The sequence below is a fragment of the Psychrobacter sp. WY6 genome, assembly GCF_018448495.1.
GTDB lineage: Bacteria > Pseudomonadota > Gammaproteobacteria > Pseudomonadales > Moraxellaceae > Psychrobacter.
Genome location: NZ_CP049902.1, coordinates 1,472,867 through 1,493,418, shown reverse-complemented (window position 1 = coordinate 1,493,418; position 20,552 = coordinate 1,472,867). Strand labels below are relative to the sequence as shown.

General features: G+C 42.4%; 17 protein-coding genes and 1 pseudogene. 7 read left to right on the top strand and 11 right to left on the bottom strand.

What is annotated here, in order from left to right:
• Positions 1-114: 114 nt before the first annotated feature.
• A complete protein-coding gene (gene yaaA, locus G7Y90_RS07525) occupies positions 115-915 on the top strand; it encodes a peroxide stress protein YaaA (RefSeq protein ID WP_250163809.1) in 801 nt (266 codons plus the stop codon).
• 103 nt (positions 916-1,018) lie between these two features.
• Here the strand turns inward: yaaA and G7Y90_RS07520 are convergent, their stop codons facing one another.
• The 5 genes from G7Y90_RS07520 to G7Y90_RS07500 all read right to left on the bottom strand — a co-directional run bounded on the left by G7Y90_RS07520 (position 1,019) and on the right by G7Y90_RS07500 (position 5,269).
• A complete protein-coding gene (locus tag G7Y90_RS07520; protein WP_045446690.1) occupies positions 1,019-1,282 on the bottom strand; it encodes a glucosamine inositolphosphorylceramide transferase family protein in 264 nt (87 codons plus the stop codon).
• A gap of 1 nt (position 1,283) precedes the next feature.
• Positions 1,284-2,165: a glucosamine inositolphosphorylceramide transferase family protein gene (locus tag G7Y90_RS07515; protein ID WP_250163808.1), complete on the bottom strand. Its 882-nt coding sequence runs from the start codon at positions 2,163-2,165 to the stop codon at positions 1,284-1,286.
• A gap of 82 nt (positions 2,166-2,247) precedes the next feature.
• Complete coding sequence (locus tag G7Y90_RS07510; RefSeq protein WP_250163807.1) at positions 2,248-2,673, bottom strand: hypothetical protein; 426 nt, start codon at positions 2,671-2,673, stop codon at positions 2,248-2,250.
• A 547-nt stretch (positions 2,674-3,220) separates the two neighbouring features.
• Positions 3,221-4,870 carry a chaperonin GroEL gene (groL, locus tag G7Y90_RS07505; RefSeq protein ID WP_250163806.1) on the bottom strand — a complete coding sequence of 550 codons (1,650 nt, stop codon included), beginning with the start codon at positions 4,868-4,870 and terminating at the stop codon, positions 3,221-3,223.
• Between the two features lie 105 nt (positions 4,871-4,975).
• The gene (locus G7Y90_RS07500) at positions 4,976-5,269 is read right to left on the bottom strand and encodes a co-chaperone GroES (protein ID WP_041757514.1); all 294 of its coding nucleotides are present in this window, start codon (positions 5,267-5,269) and stop codon (positions 4,976-4,978) included.
• Between the two features lie 562 nt (positions 5,270-5,831).
• On the opposite strand from G7Y90_RS07500, the gene G7Y90_RS07495 reads away from it, so the two are divergent.
• Entirely contained in the window at positions 5,832-6,602 is a 771-nt protein-coding gene (locus tag G7Y90_RS07495; protein ID WP_250163805.1) for a DUF3108 domain-containing protein, read from the top strand.
• Positions 6,603-6,687: 85 nt separating this feature from the next.
• Here G7Y90_RS07495 and G7Y90_RS07490 read toward each other — a convergent pair whose 3' ends face one another.
• Together G7Y90_RS07490 and wrbA are read right to left on the bottom strand one after the other, a co-directional pair.
• The gene (locus G7Y90_RS07490; RefSeq protein ID WP_055125291.1) at positions 6,688-7,164 is read right to left on the bottom strand and encodes a hypothetical protein; all 477 of its coding nucleotides are present in this window, start codon (positions 7,162-7,164) and stop codon (positions 6,688-6,690) included.
• A gap of 60 nt (positions 7,165-7,224) precedes the next feature.
• Positions 7,225-7,842: an NAD(P)H:quinone oxidoreductase gene (gene wrbA / locus G7Y90_RS07485; protein WP_250163804.1), complete on the bottom strand. Its 618-nt coding sequence runs from the start codon at positions 7,840-7,842 to the stop codon at positions 7,225-7,227.
• A gap of 422 nt (positions 7,843-8,264) precedes the next feature.
• On the opposite strand from wrbA, the gene G7Y90_RS07480 reads away from it, so the two are divergent.
• The 4 genes from G7Y90_RS07480 to G7Y90_RS07465 all read left to right on the top strand — a co-directional run bounded on the left by G7Y90_RS07480 (position 8,265) and on the right by G7Y90_RS07465 (position 16,135).
• The gene (locus G7Y90_RS07480) at positions 8,265-9,806 is read left to right on the top strand and encodes a YihY family inner membrane protein (RefSeq protein ID WP_250163803.1); all 1,542 of its coding nucleotides are present in this window, start codon (positions 8,265-8,267) and stop codon (positions 9,804-9,806) included.
• Positions 9,807-9,970: 164 nt separating this feature from the next.
• Complete coding sequence (locus G7Y90_RS07475; RefSeq protein ID WP_502937421.1) at positions 9,971-12,997, top strand: M66 family metalloprotease; 3,027 nt, start codon at positions 9,971-9,973, stop codon at positions 12,995-12,997.
• A 185-nt stretch (positions 12,998-13,182) separates the two neighbouring features.
• Positions 13,183-14,757, top strand: a complete 1,575-nt coding sequence (locus tag G7Y90_RS07470) for a DUF2254 domain-containing protein (RefSeq protein WP_250163802.1) — start codon at positions 13,183-13,185, stop codon at positions 14,755-14,757.
• Positions 14,758-14,890: 133 nt separating this feature from the next.
• Positions 14,891-16,135 carry a cation:proton antiporter gene (locus G7Y90_RS07465; protein ID WP_250163801.1) on the top strand — a complete coding sequence of 415 codons (1,245 nt, stop codon included), beginning with the start codon at positions 14,891-14,893 and terminating at the stop codon, positions 16,133-16,135.
• Between the two features lie 118 nt (positions 16,136-16,253).
• Here G7Y90_RS07465 and G7Y90_RS17800 read toward each other — a convergent pair whose 3' ends face one another.
• The 4 genes and pseudogenes from G7Y90_RS17800 to G7Y90_RS07450 all read right to left on the bottom strand — a co-directional run bounded on the left by G7Y90_RS17800 (position 16,254) and on the right by G7Y90_RS07450 (position 19,142).
• Positions 16,254-16,445 (bottom strand): DUF2127 domain-containing protein, encoded by a 192-nt coding sequence (locus G7Y90_RS17800; protein WP_284143852.1) that lies wholly within the window; start codon positions 16,443-16,445, stop codon positions 16,254-16,256.
• A complete protein-coding gene (locus G7Y90_RS07460; protein ID WP_284143851.1) occupies positions 16,369-16,803 on the bottom strand; it encodes a DUF2127 domain-containing protein in 435 nt (144 codons plus the stop codon). Before G7Y90_RS07460 ends, G7Y90_RS17800 begins: the two co-directional genes overlap by 77 nt.
• A pseudogene (locus tag G7Y90_RS07455) lies at positions 16,796-18,008 on the bottom strand (dihydroorotase). Before G7Y90_RS07455 ends, G7Y90_RS07460 begins: the two are co-directional and overlap by 8 nt.
• 60 nt (positions 18,009-18,068) lie before the next feature.
• Positions 18,069-19,142, bottom strand: coding sequence for an aspartate carbamoyltransferase catalytic subunit (locus G7Y90_RS07450; RefSeq protein WP_250163800.1), 1,074 nt, complete (start codon positions 19,140-19,142; stop codon positions 18,069-18,071).
• Between the two features lie 412 nt (positions 19,143-19,554).
• Between G7Y90_RS07450 and G7Y90_RS07445 the strand changes: the two genes are divergently transcribed.
• A complete protein-coding gene (locus G7Y90_RS07445; RefSeq protein WP_250163799.1) occupies positions 19,555-20,538 on the top strand; it encodes a class 1 fructose-bisphosphatase in 984 nt (327 codons plus the stop codon).
• Positions 20,539-20,552 lie beyond the last annotated feature (14 nt).

Genomic DNA, 20,552 nt, shown 5'->3' with positions numbered 1-20,552 from the left:
GTTAAAAAACACGAAATAACGACGGGTAGGTCAAGATACAATACTGCATATCGTATAATAAGAAAACTTGATACATAAATAGAATACCCATTGACTCACTATAATAAGGAATGGATGTATTTTTTACTTTCCCCTGCCAAATCTTTAAATGAGAAAGATGCGGTGCCAGTGAACTTAGACAAATATTATAGTCAACCAGAGCTCATCGAACATGCGCAAGCATTGATGAAAAACTTAAAATCAAAAGAACCGATTGATTTACAAGAACTGATGGGCATCTCTGATGATTTGGCACAGCTCAATGCCAAGCGCAATCAAGAGTGGCGTTGGAGCAACGATAAGCCCTTTACTTTAGACAATGCCAAACCTGCAGGTTATTTATTCGATGGCGATGTTTATACGGGACTTGATATGTATCATATGGATAAAGACAGCGCCATTTACGTCAATAATCATCTGGGTATCTTGTCTGGATTATATGGCGTATTGAAACCGCTCGATTTAATTCAGCCATATCGTTTAGAGATGGGTACCAAACTGAAAAATGAACGTGGTGATAACCTTTATGAATTTTGGGGCGAGGAAGTAACTGCCATTATTAATGCACGTATGGCGGATAGTGATGATAAGATTTTGATTAATCTGGCGTCAAATGAATATTTCAAAGTGGTCAATAAGAAAGCGCTGAATGCGGAAGTTATCACACCACGATTTGAAGATGAAAAGAATGGTCAATACAAAGTCATTAGCTTTTATGCTAAAAAAGCACGTGGACTGATGGTGAAGTATGCTGCTGATAATAAGCTGACCAATACTGAGCAGCTAAAGCAGTTTGATTTGGCGGGATATTATTACTGTGAAGAGGCTTCTGATGATAAGACTTGGACTTTTCGTCGGGATGCAGCCAGTCAGTAATTTTAAAAAAAATCTAATTTGTATAAATAAACCCCGATAAGCTCAGCCTATCGGGGTTTTTCGACAGAATATTATCACCAATTGCCGTAAAGCCTCTCAATGATTATACGGTAAAACGCAATTTATCTCTTGAGACATCAAGTACGACAGTTTGATCATATACGTTATAGGTATGAAGACGATCGATCTCGTTTTCCCAATTGGGTTCGATATAACGCACAAAGGTTTCTTTGTAAGATGTCGGTGTCAACTCTTCTACCAGATACAAAGCCACTCTACGTCCATACCTAATAGTGCCATCTTGAGCCGTACGAAACAGCTGACCATTTTTTCGGAATAATGCACCTGCTAATCGTGATCCACGCACATCAATTTTTAAAGGCCGAGGGATGAATGCTCCAGTTATCTGACTCCAACTTATCAGACGTATAAATATGCAATTCTAAATCCATCGTAAGGACTGAAATTGAACCATGCGTGGTAAAAAGATACCATAAGCCATTGTGCTCAATAACGGCACTATCTGCTGCCTGAACCCCAGACACCAACTCATGAACTTTTTCCCACTTCTGCGGAAAATCCGTCGCTTTTAATAGGTTAATACAATTGGTCTTGGCGGCTTCTGGAATCATATATACAGCGTTTTCATGCTCGAATACATTAGGAAAGCTTAAATGAGAGCGAATACCTAAATCGACTGGTCCAGAATTGATAACTTGATGGTGCTCATCCAGTTCCACCCACTCTATACGGCCGATACCTTCTTTGTAATTTAAGCTCTCAAAAAATATATAACGCCTTGAATCTCGCTCAATATAAAAAGGGTCAGCCCAAAAACATCCTTTTTCAGGCAATAGCTCAGTGTATGTTTGCATCGACTGATCAATAGAACCAATCAAAATACTCCAGTTATTGTGATAAAGACTTTTATAGAAAGTCTTTATCGTATAGTTTTTAAAAAAACTCATCAAATGCCGTATGGCAGTCAGTTGCTGGGGTTCTTCATAAATTGCATCGTCAAGCATTGAATTCGTCGAATTTCTACTTTTGACGCCAATTTTATTTTTATGGAAATACCAATACAATATCGATGCTGTGACACCATTTAATTTATGCTCGGTTAAATTATAGTCCCAGTAAAATAAAGAACCATATCCTCTCCCAACGACTTTATCACCATTAAGACGCTCATTTAACAGATGTAGCGTGACTACGCTATTCTCCCATTGTTCGGCAAACTGCCAATACAATGCTGATCCGTGCCTTTGTTTGGTTTCATCGCCGTAACGAAATAACAGAATACCTTTTTTGAAACACTCAGAATTCTCCCTGCTAAGGTTCGAAAACAAATTTGACTAGATAATCTAGATTGGCGGCTTCAAGTTTCTCAATTACTGAATCCTCAATCTCATCATAAATCTTATCCTGATTTGCGACTGATATTACGATGGGCATCGTACCATTAGCCACCAAGTCATGAATAGAATAACGCTTGGTATTACTCTTATTTCGAGAAAGAAAAGAAAATAACTTTTGATTAATGGAAGGAATAACTTTGGATAGACGAGACATGTGAGACGCTTGTTTTTTATCTCGTTGGACAGCAATACAAACCTCAACCTTGCCTTCATCGACGAGAGATTTTAATGGTTTGAACTTATGCCATGGCAATGTTTCCTCTTCTACCAGAATTCCAAGCCTAATTTTTTTCATCATCATCACCTTGAATTGCACAAGAGTTTGTGGCTGGGCAGCCATAACACATGTTCAATTGTCCTTTGATAAAGTATCAGTCCATTGATTATTTATTAATTACATTTAAATAATAACATATATAAAAAAACTTTATATATTCAATACTTTTGATAATGTCAGATCGATTTTGTTGATCTAATTGGTATTTACTTGTTGAAGTTTTTAGAAATACATCAAAGATCATGAGTAAATAATAGATAGAGTGTCACCACTGAGTCTGGGAAATAGCAACGCTCTCACTATGTCTGTCAATTGGCAACCTTTCCAAGCATAAAACACTTATCCAGCACTATCGAATGAATGTATATAAAACCGTGAATACCTCATATACCAATGAGTAGCGCTATAAAAATTAGGCAAAAAAAGCCCTGCTATCTTCCGATAACAGAGCCTCTAATGATCAAATAAACTTTATGACAAAATCATACTTCTAGCGAAAAGCGCTTTATGGATTGACTAAAGCAGTACGACTAGGCGACCAAGTGAAGATTGTACTAATAGTACATCGAGCGAGGTTAACAACGTCGTACAAATTTAGTCGAGGCATAAATTACATCATGCCGCCCATTCCACCCATACCGCCCATTCCACCAGCACCGCCCATGCCAGCCATACCGTCATCACCTTGTGGCAAATCAGTAATCATGACTTCGGTCGTTAGCATTAGGCCTGCAACAGATGCTGCATTTTCTAGCGCTGAACGAGCTACTTTGGCTGGATCAAGAATACCCATCTCTAGCATATCGCCGTATTCGCTAGAAGCTGCGTTGTAACCATAGTACCGCTGCCACTCTTCACTTCGTTTCACTACTACTGATGCTTCTTCGCCAGCGTTGGTAACGATTTGACGTAATGGTGCTTCCATTGCGCGACGTAAGATATTGATACCCGCGTTTTGGTCATCGTTATCGCCACGTAGCTCAGACAATGCATTCATTGCACGAACTAAGGCAACACCGCCGCCAGGTACAACGCCTTCTTCAACCGCTGCACGAGTCGCATGTAGCGCATCATCAACACGGTCTTTCTTCTCTTTCATTTCAGTTTCAGTCGCCGCGCCAACTTTGATAACGGCAACGCCGCCAGCCAGTTTCGCCATACGCTCTTGAAGCTTTTCTTTATCGTAGTCAGACGTTGATTCTTCTACTTGACGTTTAATAGATTCAACGCGATTTTCGATGTCAGCAGAGTTACCAGCGCCATCAACGATAACGGTGTTTTCTTTACCAACAGTGACTTTTTTCGCCGTACCTAATTGCTCTAAAGTAGCAGTCTCTAGGCTTAGACCAATCTCTTCAGAGATAACCGTACCGCCAGTTAGCGTTGCGATATCTTCAAGCATGGCTTTACGACGATCGCCGAAACCTGGTGCTTTTACGGCACAAGTTTTCAAGCCGCCACGCATGTTGTTGACAACCAATGTCGCCAATGCTTCGTTTTCAACGTCTTCAGCAATGATTAGCAATGGCTTGCTCTGCTGCATCACTTGCTCAAGTAATGGCACTATTTCACGAATATTGCTGATTTTTTTATCAACCAACAAGATATATGGGTTTTCAAATTCAGCGGTTAGGCTGTCTTGCTTGTTCGCAAAGTACGGGCTGATATAACCACGGTCAAACTGCATACCTTCGACAACTTCTAAGGTATCTTCAAAGCTTGAACCTTCTTCAACGGTGATAACGCCTTGCTTACCGACTTTTTCCATCGCTTGAGCAATTAGCTCACCGATTTTGGTGTCTGAGTTGGCAGAGATAGAACCAACTTGGGCAATCGCTTTTGAATCGTCAGCTGGTGTAGCCAGCAAATGAATTTGCTCAACAGCAGCGCGAACCGCTTTATCGATACCGCGTTTTAGATCCATTGGGTTCATGCCAGCGGCAACTGATTTCATGCCTTCTTGCAAGATAGATTGCGCCAATACGGTCGCAGTAGTCGTGCCATCACCAGCAACATCATTTGTGCGGCTAGCCACTTCACGGACCAACTGTGCGCCCATGTTTTCGAATTTGTTTTCAAGCTCGATTTCTTTGGCAACCGAAACACCATCTTTAGTGATGGTAGGCGCGCCAAATGACTTATCGATAACCACGTTACGACCTTTAGGGCCTAGGGTTACGCGTACTGCATTTGCTAGGATGTTTACGCCATCCATCATTTGTTTACGGGCATCAATGCCGAATTTTACGTCTTTTGCCATGTTAAATTACTCCACTATTATAAGTATGAGAATGCAATTAAATGTTTCAATGATTTTTCAATAATGTTGTCAAAATGCGCTGAGTATAAAAATACTCAAAAAGGACTAGCCTTCTAACACACCCAATACATCAGATTCTTTCATAATCAATAGTTCTTCGCCGTCAACTTTCACGGTTTGACCAGCATATTGACCGAACAAGACTTTGTCGCCAGTTTTTACATCTAACGCGCGAGTTTCGCCGTTGTCACGAATCTGACCGTTACCAGTTGCTAGCACTTCACCTTGTGAAGGTTTTTCTTGAGCAGAACCAGGAAGCAAGATACCACCAGCCGTTTTTGTTTCTTCTTCTATGCGGCGGACAACGATGCGATCATGTAAAGGACGAATATTCATCAATATGTCTCCAATAATTTGGTTATTTGCAATAAGGGTTTATTTGAATTAATGGTCTCAATACCAATATCTATAGGCACTACTGCTTAAAACAGCATTCTAAAGATAAGCTTTGAGCTTGTATCAAAAAGTGGGGGCAAAGTGAGTTAGCTTCAAGTGTAAAGCCCAAAAATTTACAAGAATTTTGCATATCGTGGATTATTTAGTTGGTAATGACGTTTATGATTTAGTTGGTAATGACGTTTATGAACAGTCATTTGATTGGATTGCACCGTATTAAAGGCCTTAGCATGATTTTAAAAGCCGCCATATGAGTGCTAAATTTCAACACCGATAAGTTACAGCATATCATTTACAACTGACCGATTAACTTACTCCTGCTTACTCAAGTTACAGCAAGTGACGCCTGATGATATCGCGCTCGATGCCAGCAACCTTGGCTACAATAGCAACACCACAGGGACAGCTGGCACTCTTGAAAAGATAGCAGGACATGACCATTATAGTCCTTGAGAAAATAACAATAGTTATAAGCAATGCCATAAATAGCGATTAAGGAATGTCCATGAGTTTTTTATCAAACGATCAAAAGTCATTAACAACCGATACTAATAATACTAAACGTAGCAAGTCTAAGTTTTTAACCGCCCTAACCACTGGGGCCAGTATTGCTACGATTGGAGCGATAAGTATGACTGCACCAACCCTTGCCAGCGCAAAGAATATCGAACCTTCAAGCGCCAACTACAGCTTTACGGTTGAGGACAAATATAAAGGTACGGCTACTCGCACGCTTAACAAATCTGGCAATACTTGGAAATATAATGTCAATGCTCGGGTGGCAGGTGTCGCAAGCGCTTCGCAAAACAGTACTTTTACCATCAACGGTAATAATGTCATTCCGACTCAAGCCAGCACCACTTATAAGCTATTAGGCGTTGGTCGTACGCACAAATTAGACTTCAATCCAAGCAGTAAGAAGGTGGTGAGTAACTATAAAGGCAAATCGACGACCATGAACATGGCACAACAAGCTTTTGATGATTTAAGTTTGGAAGTACAAATTCGCCAAGATTTATTGAACGGTAAATTCTCTGGCAACTATTACATGGCGAAAAAAGACAAAATAGAGAAAACCCCTTTTAAAAAATCTGGTAACACCAAGATTACCGTTCCAGCTGGCACATTTGATACCGTACGTGTCGACCGTATCCACGATGACAATAGTCGTTCTACCAGTTTTTGGCTCGCACCAAGCTTAAATTACCTACCAGTAAAAGTTAGCCAAATTAATGATGGCAAAAAGATGGATTTAGAATTAACCAAAGTAAATTAAGCTTTTTAAATAAACAGAAATAGCATAAAAAAGCGGCGCTCTAAATAGAGCGCCGCTTTTTTTGTCTTACACTTCGCTAAATCAACTAACGCGGCTGCTTAACGACGTTGTTCATTGAAGGAAGACGCTTTAGTAGAATAAATAACCAAATATTGATTGCCAGTAATAAGACAAAATCAAGCAGATAAACCACTATCTCTGCCCAACTGCTGCCGTAAACGCGGGTAAACAGCACCACACCACTCGCCCCCAAATAAACCAAGGTAAGCATACTACCTATCAATAGCACATACGGCGAACGACCCCGTAGTATCGCGGGCGTCAAAATAAATGCTGGCACTAGCCATAATGCTTGCCAGGCGATACCGCCAATGACATCAGGACTACTGGGATTAAAAACATTGATAAAAATAGGTAGCCCAAGCAGTCTATAAACCAACCAAATCAGCCAAGTCACCATCAAGCGCTGACGAATGGGCGTAATTGGCTTTTTAAGTTTAGCAGCTTTGGCAGATTTTTTGGCTGGTGCGCTTATCTCACTATCGGAGCGGTTTGTAACCATTAGATATATTTACTTCCTAATTAATAGCGTTATATAAGACCTTGCATGCTAAAAATCCGCTTAGCGAGTCCAGTTAGCTTGCGCCAATGCAGTAGCACTAATAGCCAAGCGGCGACCTTGGGCGATAGCCAACTCGCGCTCATCAGCTGAGACGGGTTGATCATGTAACGCCCCACTCACGTGGCTGGCACCATAAGGCGAGCCACCATGATGAGTACGATTAAGCGCAGGCTCAGCATAAGGCACACCAACAAGAATCATGCCGTGATGCATCAACGGCAACATCATGGTCAGCAATGTCGTCTCTTGACCGCCGTGCATCGAGCCGGTCGCAGTAAATACAGCAGCAGGTTTGTTCTGTAAATTACCTGCCAGCCAAATAGTGACCGTATTGTCCCAAAAATATTTCATGGGAGCAGCCATATTACCGAAGTGCGTCGGGCTACCAAGCGCCAAACCCATACAGTCTTTTAGATCGTCCATAGTGCAATATAAGTCACCTTCATCAGGTATCGCAGGCTTGCTCGACGTGGTCTCTGGTGCAACCGTTGGTACAGTACGGATACGGGCTGTCATACCAGCATCCTCAATACCTTGAGCGATAGCATAAGCCAATGTCTTAGTCGTACCGTAATTTGAATAATAGAGCACCAAAACATAAGGGGCGGTCTGACTCATTAGCAATACTTCCTCATAAAACCATTAATGTTATTGTTGATTTTAATCACCTACAACAGCTTCTATGCAGTCTATTTCTCTAGCATAAAACCTTATTGATTATGTAGCTATAGTCGATTCAATTTAAAAATAGTACTAGTACAAGGCAACCGAGTGTAGATGTATATTTAATACTTCAAGCGAGGTTAACGCTGTAATAATTTTATAGTGGAATGACTATACATAATCTGTGACAGATACTGCAATATAGGCATATATTATGCCCCAGTCATTCACCGACATGCAAACAGCCTTGGTACACATTGTCGCTAATAACCTGCTAGAGGGGTTACTGCTGTGCATTTTGACACAATTAAACCGCAGATGATAACAGCATATCTTTGTTACACTACTGTCACTCAAACACCTGCTAAATGGTCGATATGGAAAATTTATCAAAAAAAATCCCGTTTTTACATCAACGCTGGTTTCAATTTTTACGATTCTTGACTCGGCACTTTTTTGAAGACAATTGCCAGCAAAAAGCGGCATCGCTGACCTACACGACTATGTTGTCAATTGTACCCGTCCTAACCGTCCTATTGATGATCCTATCTTCTGTACCCGCACTTGCGTCCGTTAGAGCACAGATATATGAAGTGATTTATAGTAACTTGCTACCACAATCAAGCATGCAGGTCAGTGAGTATATCAATAGCTTCGCTGAAAAATCCTCAAATCTAACCATCATTGGGGCAATGGTGTTATTTTTTACGACCATTATGACGTTAACAACCATCGAGCGCGCATTTAACCAAATCTGGCGGGTAGAAAATCGCTCTGGCGGTATGAAAAGTATGCTGCGCTATTGGACCATCGTCACTTTAGGACCGTTAGTACTTGGTACGGCATTTCTTGCTTCAAGCGCGGTACAAAGTCTGAGTTTTTTAAATCGACAAATCGCTGGTTATGGCATTGACTGGTCTTTTTGGGTACAAGCCGTATCCATTGGCATCACTGTCGCAGGCTTTATTGGTATGTACTGGTTTATCCCAAAAGCACGCGTACCCGCAAAAAATGCAGCCATTGCTGGTCTCTTCGTCGCTATCGTATTCGAGCTGATGAAGCACCTGTTTGGTACAGTAATGGCAAATTTCACCAGTTATGAAGCGATTTACGGGGCTTTTGCGGCACTGCCCATCTTCTTATTATGGATATATTTGTCTTGGAACTTAATTCTATTAGGTGTTGAGATTAGCTATACCTTGACGATTTTTGAGACTGAAGAGGTCTATCCACGCCACCCACTCCTAAGTTTGCTCGATATGCTAAACCTCGTTTATACCCATCATTTAAAAGGGGAAGCGGTAAGCGAACAAGCGCTACGTAACGTGCTAGGACGCAAAGAGCTACCAAAATGGTATACCTATATTAATTATCTGCAAGACAGCAATTTAATCACCATGACTGAAGATAATGATTATGTGCTCAAGAGAGATTTGAGCAAAATGACATTATGGGATTTTTATCGCACGCTACCTTACCCCTTGCCTATCAAAGATGAGCTGGATGAGATGGGGCCAGAGGATCAAAAACCTTGGCTTAGCTTGCTAGTCAACCGTTTTGAAAATACGGAAGCTTATGCCAAGCAACAGTTAGATCTACCGTTAAATGCTATTTTTGCCAATAGTGAGCCACGTAAGAAAGCTGATTCTAATGGGAAAGGCATCAAAGGCGGTCAATCAAATTTATTTAGAAAAACCTCGGCAACCACTGCAGCATTAGACAAGAATGAGCCGATCAAAGACACCCCACACTTTGACCCAATAGCTTATGATAAAGACAGTGATATTGAATGCGATGAGCGGGACAATGAGATTCTTATTCCTAAAGATTTGAATGACTCTCAAATTAAAACCAATGGTAATCTCTTTAATTATAAAGACGAAATCATTACTGAATCAGATAACCCAAAGACGAATTAAGAAAAGCGTTAGTAATGAATGAGGTATATTGAATAATAAAAATTAATTTTCACTAGAGTTTGTAATAGAACTTATTATTATCTATAGAACAAAAGTCGTACGAGATACTAACACAGCTGTTATATTGCCTTAAACTTTATTAGGGCAATAAATTGAAAAACACAATAGCATTCCCAGTAAAAGCGCTAAGCATTTGTGTCGTATCCATTATGCTTTCTGCTTGTGGTGAAGGTGATGGCAGCACATCATCACCTGCACCAACAGTTAATCTACCAGTAGAAACGCCGCCTGTTAAACCACCAGTAACGAGTATTCCTGCTACGCCACTTGAACCAAGTACACCTATTAAGCCACCAATAACGAGTATTCCTGCTACGCCACTTGAACCAAGTACACCTATTAAGCCACCAATAACGAGCATTCCTGCTACGCCACTTGGGCCAAGTACGCCTATTAAGCCACCAGTAACGAGTATTCCTGCTACGCCAATTGAACCAAGTACGCCTATTAAATATCCAGAACCAAAAAAGGATATTGCTGATTTTTATTTATTAGGGTTTTTTGACCACGATGGTAGAGCGGGAGAAATTCGTGCTATTCGTCCAGACTTGGTTGGCGACTTTCAAGCGATGATACAGTTTGGGCAGAATCATACCGTTGATCCACAGGGTAACGAAGCAAAAAACATGCCGCGCCTGACGGCAGAAAAAGAGGCGCTGTTATTAGTGACACCTACGCTTGAAATGGGTGACATTGATGAGCTAGTTGTAGAGATTTATCAAGATGGGGTTTTATTACGAACTGTCAATTTAGCCGATCCGACTCAAATCCCAGACACGGATCAGACTAACACTGACCAACGTCCTCGCGTTGCTTACAGTAAGCGCGCATGGTCAACCAAACTCAACTGGGATGAGGTACAAGGTGGTCTCAAAATTCGCATTGTGGATGACCAAAATCGTAGCGGTGAATTGTCAGAAGATAACATAGATTTTGCCGCCCCTGGTGAGTTGGTATTGACCAATATCCGTCTGGGCATGTTAACGGATGCACCTCAATCTTGGGGTCATTATATGCTACGCGATCCAGAAAGAGCAGGTTCAGACTACTTCCAGACCATTCCAGCAGCACAAATGACCGTTGCTAGCTATGATGACATGAAGCTCGAACGAGTAATAGTCGCCAATGGCACTATTTATGACTCAGTCAGTGACTCAAATGATGCTGGCGTTTATGCTGGTGATATGCGCGAAAACACCGCGAAATCAACCTTTGGTGTTGGCATTAATTTAGCCAATTGGGGCGTCACCAGTGCGTCAATGCAAAGTCAAGAGCAACCGCAATTGACCCAGAACGTCAATGCGCATCACGCTCGCGGTAAATATAAGAATGGTGAATATAACCACGGCTTAAGCGGCGGTAATGGTATGTTGACCCTAATCGACTCTCAAGGTAATGAGTTCAGCCATGAAATCGGTCATCATTATGGCTTGGGTCATTATCCTGGTGAACAGAACGGCGATTTCTTTTGGGCCGAGCATCATGCCAATAGTGGCTGGGGCTATAATGGCGTCAGAAACAAAATGCGCAGCAACTTAGACTGGCCACGACAGGTCGAGGGTGATGGTCTCACTGGTAAACCTCTTTTCTTAGCCACCTATGGCTATGGTCGCGATGCGATGTCTGGTGGATCACAGAGTGGCGCTTATTCAAGTTACACTCATTATACAGGTTATAGTACAAAAATTAAGATACAGCCAGCGTTTGATCGGGCTGTATTTGACACTGATTCACCAACTGGCTATAAGAAGTGGAATGCTAAGCTCAGAAAGATGGAAGTCATCCAGCCTAAAGTGTGGAAAGAATCCAAAAACGTTTGGTATAACAGTGCCGACGGTAATTACTTAAAACCACGCTTACAAGGCGTGCCAGTCTTTACCATTTTAGGCGGTTATGACCCTGTCACGCAAAAAGGCATCATTTATCCAGAAGCACGTGGTAACTGGGGCAACGTTTTTGAGCTACCGACACCCCATAACTCGCTTGAATCAGCAAGCTGCTGGTTAAGCGTTACTTATAGTAATAACACGATTAATGATATTGCGTTGGCTCCTAATCGGATGACCAGTAACGCCAATAAGTTCCATGTTAATTTAGCGATTGCAGACAACCCGAAAAAAGTAGATTTGTACTGTAAAAAAGCCAATGAAGCACAAGTACAGCTCTCAACCATTGATATTCGTCAATATAGTGATGCGATTAAACCCGCGGTTACCTTTGGTAAAGAACAGGGCTATACGGCACTAAGAAAGATAGAATTGCCAATCTTAGAGCAGAAACTTCTTGCTCAAGCAGAACATTCGACTATTAGTTTAGACGCCAACGGTCAGTTATTATATGATTCTTATAAAGAGTATCGTGATGAGCTTAGCCCTTTAGCACTCCAAACATTAGAGCGTTATGAGAAGCAGCAAGAAACTCTAAATCGTCTAAACCGCTGGGTCAATGTCTATCGTACGGATTTAATCAAAAAAGAGCCTAAAGCACTCACTGCATTTCAGGGATTTGTCGAATTGTTAGATTTACAAGATGACAAAACTTTAGATAATGTGACTACTATCCGTAATGGCAACAACTGCCTTAAAGTTGAAACCTTAGAAGATGGTAAGTTAAATAGCTTTATTAGCGGCCCAAGTGGCTGTGCTGGTGATGACTCTGAACAGTGGATTTACGATCTCAAAGGCAAAATTCACAGCAAAATGGCATTAGATCAGTGCTTAACGGAACAAGGTTCTTGGGTCGTTTTAGGCGCTTGTAGTTTGGACTCGCCAGCGCAAGTTTGGGAGATGAACGGTGCCGACCAAATCAAACAAGGTGGCAAATGCTTTGATTTGCGTACTGGTAACTTAGTAGATAATCGCGGAAGCTTAATTACTTACAATTGTAGTGGTGGCTGGAATCAGAAATGGACGACGCTGACTAAAAACCCAAGCTTTATCTTAGCAACCGCTGGTAACAACCTACCATTAATTGTGGATAGTATGCAAAAACAAGCAGTGACGATGGATAATATGCAAACGATGGATAATATGCAAACAAGGTCATTGAATACAGATAATACAGAAGAGCCTTCAGTATTAGCAAAAGTAAGCACTGCGATAAGCAATTGGATTGACAATCTAGTCAATTAACAGAACAATCCATCATGCTAAAAATAAGCTCCTATGATAGGGGCTTATTTTTTTACTAAATTTTTAATCTTTGTGGCTTATATGGTAAGGTAATTTACTTTTAAGAGTTTTTATTAGCCAAACAAAATCGTAGCTTAGTAATAAAAAATGGGTCGCTTTTTAGGTCACTTGTGGAGCATATAATATTGAATAAACACCCTGAAAGTGGCTGGTTTAACCCTGCATTGCTGACAATAACGCACAGACTAAAGCAGTTCGCCCAGTTATGGTCGCTACAGACACTGACCGATATGCCTGATCGACTAAGAAACCTATGGCAGCAGCTTATCGGCTCTTATTGGTTTATCCCAACGGCATGCGTCATCGTTGGAATATTGCTTGCGCCTTTATTGGTCACTATCGATCAACACTTTGACCGCGAAACCGTCAGAGAGATTACCTTTGCTTTTACCGGTGACGACGATGCGGCGCGCGCTATCATGACTGCCATCGCAGGCGCAGTATTAGGCGTAGCAGGCACGACCTTTTCCATTACAATCGCCGTGCTGTCGATGGCCTCTTCGCAATTTGGCCCACGGCTATTGCGCAATTTTTTGACCGATACGCCTAACCAGTTTGTATTGGGGGCGTTCATTGGCACCTTTAGTTATAGTTTATTGGTGTTAAAATCTATCCATAAATATGACGTGGCTTTTGGTGTGCCACAGCTCGCAGTGACTTTTGCGATTATCATGGCAATTATATGTGCGCTGTTGCTGGTGTACTTTGTACAGCATATGGTACATGCCATTCAAGCCTCACATGTGATTCAAAACGCCAGCAATGATGCGATTAATAATATTCACTATTGGTATCGTGATCATTGCGATATCCAGCATCAACGCGATATAGAACATCATGACATTGAACAGTTTCATCATTGGTCAGCGATGCCCATTTATCCACCAAGCTCAGGTTATGTCCAACAATTTTACCTTGAGTCGCTGATTACACTGACACAAGACTATGGCGGCGTGGTGCAAATGCGTATTAATCTTGGCGATTATGTCACTGACAAAAACGTCATCGGCTACTTTTACCAGCGTCCAGCAGGTCATCCAAATAATCGACAAAAAACAGCGACGCCATCTTTAGCTGTTGTGCCGCGCGCGCCTGACGGAATTTTTTGGCAACGTTTTGCCGGCTGTATACGTATCGAACAACGATTGACTCATTCTAACGATATTGCTTATAGCTTGGGACAAATGACTGAAATCGCCGTACGAGCATTGTCTCCAGGTATCAATGATCCAAAAACAGCGGTCAACTGCGTACAATCACTGACCAGTTGCTTAAGTATTATGATGCGTCGTCAGCCGCCCAGTCCCTATCATTTTTATACACCGGCACAAAACGATGATTCATCGAAAGCCGAAGTTAAACAGCGACGCTTGGCTATATTAGCCATAGTTACTCATACTCCCAAAATATCTGATTTTATCAATACATCACTAGGCGAGATACGTCGGTATGCAGCAGCAGATTTGATGGTCTTAAAAGCGCTGTGTCAGGCGATGGTCAATCTAAGTTATGCTCGCGTAAATAACGCACAGCAGCAAACCCTATTGCATGAGATAAAACTGATTGAGAGCGCGAGGAGACAGCCTACTACAAGAAGATACCGCGAAGCCACAAGCCCACAATTTATACTTAGTAACGATGCTCATCATCAGTATTTTAACTATGTTAGCGCGTTTGACACCCATATCCATCAGCATTAAAAACGCAATCAAAATAAAAAGACAAACGATAACTAAATCAAAACCTATTTAGTGTTTGTAAGCGCTAAGCTTATGACAATTTTAAACTCACTTGAGAATTTTTTCATGGCCCCTACCAGTAGCCTAACCATACTTGAAATCAGCGCCATATTTTTATCCATCACCCCTATTAACTTATGTTAACCATCGTTTTATTGGTCTACCGACCACGATTGGCGTGATGGTTATCTCCATTTTATTATCTATTGGCGCCATATTTTTGGGATTTTTGGGATTTGATCAGCTGATTGATTATGAAGTAAGCTTATTAGAGCAGCTTGATTTTACCGAAGTTTTATTAGACGGCATGCTCTCTATGCTACTGTTCGCAGGAGCGCTGCACGTCAATATCAGCGATTTAAAACGTTATAAGCTGCCTATTGGCATCCTTGCTTGCGTCGGTACCATTGTCTCTGCGATGCTTATCGCCACGGCGCTTTATTTTATGCTGCCGCTGCTTGGTTTCGGTTTGCCGTTTCTTTGGTGTTTGCTATTCGGTGCTCTAATATCACCGACCGACCCCATTGCCGTGATGGGCATCCTTTCATCGGCTGGCGCGCCAAAAAGTATAGAGACGGTCATCGCGGGTGAGTCTTTATTTAACGATGGTATCGGCGTCGTCATCTTTGTATTGCTGCTAGGTATTTTATCCAGTGGTGATATCCCAACCGCCAATTATGTGGCGCATACCTTAGCGGTTGAAGCCGGTGGCGGCATTATTTTTGGCTTAGTACTTGGGGCGATTTTGTATTACATGCTGAAAAGTATCGATAGCTATCAAGAAGAAGTGTTATTAACGCTTGCTGGTGTGATAGGTGGTTATGCACTCGCCAGCCATTGGCATTTATCAGGACCACTCGCCATGGTGATGATGGGGTTGATGGTTGGTAATCGCGGACGAGCATTGGCGATGAGCGATAAAACGCGGCATTATATTGATCTATTTTGGGAATTAATCGATGAAATTCTCAACGCTATTTTATTCGTACTCATCGGTTTAGAAGTAGTGATGATTGCTTATTCGGGTAATTTATTTATCGCCGCTGGCCTGACGATTGTCATTGCCCTAGTTGCACGTTTTATCGTTGTAGGTATGACGACCAAAACCTTTCATCGTCAGCTCGATTTACCGACTGGTGCATGGAAAGTGCTGACATGGGGCGGATTACGTGGGGGTATTTCGGTTGCTTTAGTGTTGCAGCTACCGCTGGGAACCGAACGCGATATCTTGTTGGCGCTCACTTATGCAGTGGTGATATTCTCTATCTTGGTGCAAGGTTTGAGTATTGGCAAAGTCGCCAAAAGCATTCGTACTGATAAAAGTACAGCAAAGCCATAATTTATAACCAGTTTTAAGCCCATCGTTTTAGCAACAGAAAAGCCAGCATAAGACAGTATCTTGTGCTGGCTTTTTCATACACATTCAGTTTTTTGGATCGCCGCTATATAAGCCCTTTTTATATCAAGCCTTTACGCTTCATATTACGATAGACCACGACCACAATAAGAAGATTCGAGACTAATATCCCAAGCTTAAACCAATCAAATGGGCTAACGATTAGATAGTAAAGCTCAATAGGAATAAACACCCCATAACCCAGCACACCAACCAAACCAATACGCCCATGTTTTATCTTGCCATAAGCCATAAGCCTCAAGGAAACGCAAACTGGCGTAAGCAAAGATTAATAACAAGAATAATGGCCAGTTTTTACTTGCCTGCTGGGCAATCCGTACTGCACTGTCAACTTGCGGTGCCAGTAGCTGTCCAAAAGTCTGTTGCCAAGAAGCAGTCGCTGTCGTCAGCCAATGCTCAAGGTCAGTATGCCATGACCATAAAGCCGCCCCTAATAGTGCACCGATCCCTTTAACCACCTCATAGATTGCCACCGCTTTGATAGACTCACTGGCAGTACTGTGCGACTTGATGGTTTGGTTGTGCAAGTGATGATCGTTATCCTTCGAGGATGGTTGCAGACTATCATCCTGCCTAGGCAAATTAGCCAAAGAAAGTCTCCACAACGCGGCCTTGCAACTGCTGATTAAAGAATGGCGTGTTTTTACCATTGGACAGCATGGATTGGGCGGTCACTTGCCACTCCAAATTAGGATCCACCAGTACTGCGCCGCCGATTTTTTCATATTGCTCACTAATACCAGCGATTTTCGCCGGATTGAGACAGATTTTATCGACAAGTTGCTCTAAGGTTAACACCTCATCATTGACTAGCTGACAAGCCAGCGCCATAAAGGTATCAAAATTTGAGATGCCTGGTGTGCTCTCAGCAAATGGGGCTTTTTTAGCGGTACTGTTCAAGGGTTCATGATGGCTACATATCGCATCAATGGTGCCATCTTTTAGACCACGGCGGATGGCTTGCTGATCGGTATTACTACGCAGGGGTGGTAATACATAGGCTTGGGCGTTAAAACCCTCTAAATTATCATCGGTCAAATACAACTGATGCATCGCCACATCACAAGTCACGGGCAAGCCTTTATCTTTTGCCCAGCGCATCAATTCGATTGAAGATTTACAGGATAATTGACTAAAGTGAGCAGCGATGCCCGTTTCTTCCAACCATTAGCAACTGCGTTGACAAGGCAACCGTTTCAGCGATCCAAGGAATCCCTTGCAAGCCGTGATATGACGCGATATAACCTTCATGCGCCACGCCATCACCAGATAGACTTGGTTCATCAGGATAAAAGAATACTTTCATATTAAAAGTCGCGGCGTATTCCAGTGTACGCAGTAATACTAAATCATTGCGAAAAGGGCGGCGCGCATTAGAAACGGCTATGCAACCGCCTTTTTTAAGCCCAGCGATATTTGATGGACGCTCGCCTTCTAAACCAGCAGTCAATGCACCCAAAATATGCAAATATATGCCGCCATCACCAAGCGCGCGCTCACGTAAGCCTTTTAATAATGAACCGTTCTCTAAGATAGGATTGGTATCAGGAGGAATGACCACATGCAAAAAACCATTAGCGCGAGCAGCGCGCCCTTCTGACTCCAAAGTGCCATGTTGTTGTTGACCTGGTTCACGTAGGCGGGCGCACAGATCCACCAAAGGCGGCAGTAGCCACATTTCACGCCCAGCTTCGAGTGACGCCAACTTATCTGTCGCAGCACTTGATAGTGAGTCTTTAAATGATTGAGGAAGATGGTTAAGTATCGGTGCATCCGTATTTAACATAGTTGTCATGAGCGTTATTACCGTATCAATAAAATGGGATAAATAAATATAAAACAGCGAGGCAAAGAATTATTTGCTCGCAGCTTGGTGAGCGCGCTGACCTTCCATAGCTAATGACAGTACTGCCATACGAATAGCGATGCCGTTATTCACCTGTTTTAAAATCACTGACTGGTCGCCATCGGCAACGCTTGATGCAATCTCAACACCGCGGTTCATCGGCCCTGGATGCATGACCAACGCATCGGGCTTGGCCAATGCCATGCGCTCTGGTGTAATACCGTAGTGTTTATAATATTCACTCGATGATGCCAATAGTGGCGAGCCGATACGTTCGTTTTGTATTCTTAATCCCATAATGACATCACAGTCCGTGACACAGTCATTCATATCTTCATAGACTTGTACCCCAAAACGTTCAATGCCTTTCGGTAATAAGGTACGCGGCGCACAGACACGGATGTCTTTGACGCCTAAAGTTTGCAGAGCACTAATGTCTGAGCGCGCCACTCGCGAATGCTTGATATCGCCAACGATAGCCACTGACAATTCCTCAAATGGGCGCGGCGCTTCACGATGAATAGTGAGCATATCAAGCATCCCTTGCGTTGGATGCGCATGCCAGCCATCACCGCCATTAATAATAGCAATATCGGGTGTCACCTCTGTTGCCATAAAATGGGCAGCACCTGATGCTGAATGCCGTATCACAAAGATATCTGCCGTCATGGCTTGTAGATTCCACAGCGTATCGCGCAAGCTTTCACCTTTTTTGGTACTAGAGCGCTCGATATCGATATTGAGCACATTGGCACCGAGACGCTTTTCGGCTACTTCAAAGGTCGTACGGGTACGCGTTGACGGTTCAAAAAACAAATTCATCACCGTATAGCCTTCGAGCTCAGGACGGTTAATGAGCTGTCCATTATCATCAAAAAACGTCTCTGCTTTGGCAATAATCGCTTGCAGCTGCGCTTTATTAAGACCTTCTACCCCCAAAAAATGGCGAATACTGCCATCGCTATTAAGCTGCGGACGACTTAACGACGCATCAAGTTTCTCATGAATGGTATCAGGGTCGAATTTGGCATAATCCGTTGGCGAGACTGTCTGAGTTGAGCGGCTATCGATAGAATTTGGCATAATGGCAGGTCTTTATTGTTGGTTTATATGATTTAATAATCATTATTTATGCGTTTTTTGGCGATTTATAGTCGACGATAAGCACAGAGACAAGGACATTTTGGCACTTATTTGCTACAATTTACCCCAGTGGCAGTGAGAGACATAGCGCCGTAAAAAACAGCCATTGTCATCCTCTTGGGCAGTAGCCATAGACCTGTCAAAACCATCATCAAAAATCCGCTTAGCCAAACGATAAATAAATATAATGATAGTGTAGCTGATTTTGTGGTCAGGACAAAGATGCCGTGCGAGGTATTTAAAAATTTGCCAGATTTAGGTCTGTAACGTGCGACCCAACCGATTTTTCAACCCCTTATTTAATCCTTAGTTTCAGTAGCCTTTATTTTAACAGCATTTATTAGGAAGCCTTATGACAACCCTTACAGACTATCTCAATGATTATTCACCCAATCCTGCACTGAGTGACGTTATTACGACTGTCACCGACGTGGGTAAAACCATCTCACAATTATTGAGAAAAGGGGCACTAGCAGACATTCTAGGCGAAGCTGGCAACCAAAACGTCCAAGGTGAAGATCAAAAGAAACTGGACGTACTGGCCAATGACTTATTGTTAGATGCTTTGGCGAAAAATACCCATTGTGCAGGCGTGGCCTCAGAAGAGCTTGACGATGCTACCCCTGCCAATGCAGATGGCAGTTTGTTGGTATTGTTCGACCCGCTTGATGGTTCATCAAACATCGATATTAATATGGCCGTTGGCACTATCTTTTCCGTTTTACCGTACCAGCGCCAAGGTCAAATCAGTGAGAATGCTGATTTTTTACAAGCAGGCAATCAACAGTTAGCCGCCGGTTATTTGCTTTATGGCACCTCTACCGTACTAGCGCTAACTATCGCCGATCATGTCGTGATGTTTAGCCTAGATCCTGACACTAACGATTATGTATTAATACAAGAAAACGTGCAAATCGATATCAATACCAGCGAATATGCCATCAATGCTTCAAACTACCGCTACTGGCGCGCACCCATGCAGCAGTATATCGATGAGTTAATTGCTGGCGAAACGGGTGTCCGTGGTCGCGATTTCAATACACGCTGGGTGGCGGCCATGGTCGGTGATGTGCATCGTATTTTATGTCGTGGTGGTCTCTTCACTTATCCGTTCGATACCAAATATGCCAATAAAGCGGGCAAATTACGCTTGATGTATGAAGCCAATCCAATGAGCTTATTGATTGAGCGTGCGGGTGGCGCTGCTACTGATGCAGTCAATCGCATTTTAGACATAGAGCCAACCGATATTCACCAACGCGTTCCCGTGGTACTAGGCAGTAAAAATGAAGTCGATTATGTTAAAAATCTGCATGTAACTTACGCTGATAAATAAGCACTTTAACGTTA

Bases quoted from the DNA above. Each gene is read 5' to 3' on its own strand.
- G7Y90_RS07510 (WP_250163807.1), bottom strand. From the start codon at position 2,673: ATGGCTGCCCAGCCACAAACTCTTGTGCAATTCAAGGTGATGATGATG.
- G7Y90_RS17800 (WP_284143852.1), bottom strand. From the start codon at position 16,445: ATGGCTTATGGCAAGATAAAACATGGGCGTATTGGTTTGGTTGGTGTG.
- G7Y90_RS07480 (WP_250163803.1), top strand. From the start codon at position 8,265: ATGGAAAATTTATCAAAAAAAATCCCGTTTTTACATCAACGCTGGTTT.
- yaaA (WP_250163809.1), top strand. From the start codon at position 115: ATGTATTTTTTACTTTCCCCTGCCAAATCTTTAAATGAGAAAGATGCG.
- wrbA (WP_250163804.1), bottom strand. From the start codon at position 7,842: ATGAGTCAGACCGCCCCTTATGTTTTGGTGCTCTATTATTCAAATTAC.
- G7Y90_RS07450 (WP_250163800.1), bottom strand. From the start codon at position 19,142: ATGCCAAATTCTATCGATAGCCGCTCAACTCAGACAGTCTCGCCAACG.
- G7Y90_RS07445 (WP_250163799.1), top strand. From the start codon at position 19,555: ATGACAACCCTTACAGACTATCTCAATGATTATTCACCCAATCCTGCA.
- G7Y90_RS07490 (WP_055125291.1), bottom strand. From the start codon at position 7,164: ATGGTTACAAACCGCTCCGATAGTGAGATAAGCGCACCAGCCAAAAAA.
- G7Y90_RS07495 (WP_250163805.1), top strand. From the start codon at position 5,832: ATGAGTTTTTTATCAAACGATCAAAAGTCATTAACAACCGATACTAAT.
- groL (WP_250163806.1), bottom strand. From the start codon at position 4,870: ATGGCAAAAGACGTAAAATTCGGCATTGATGCCCGTAAACAAATGATG.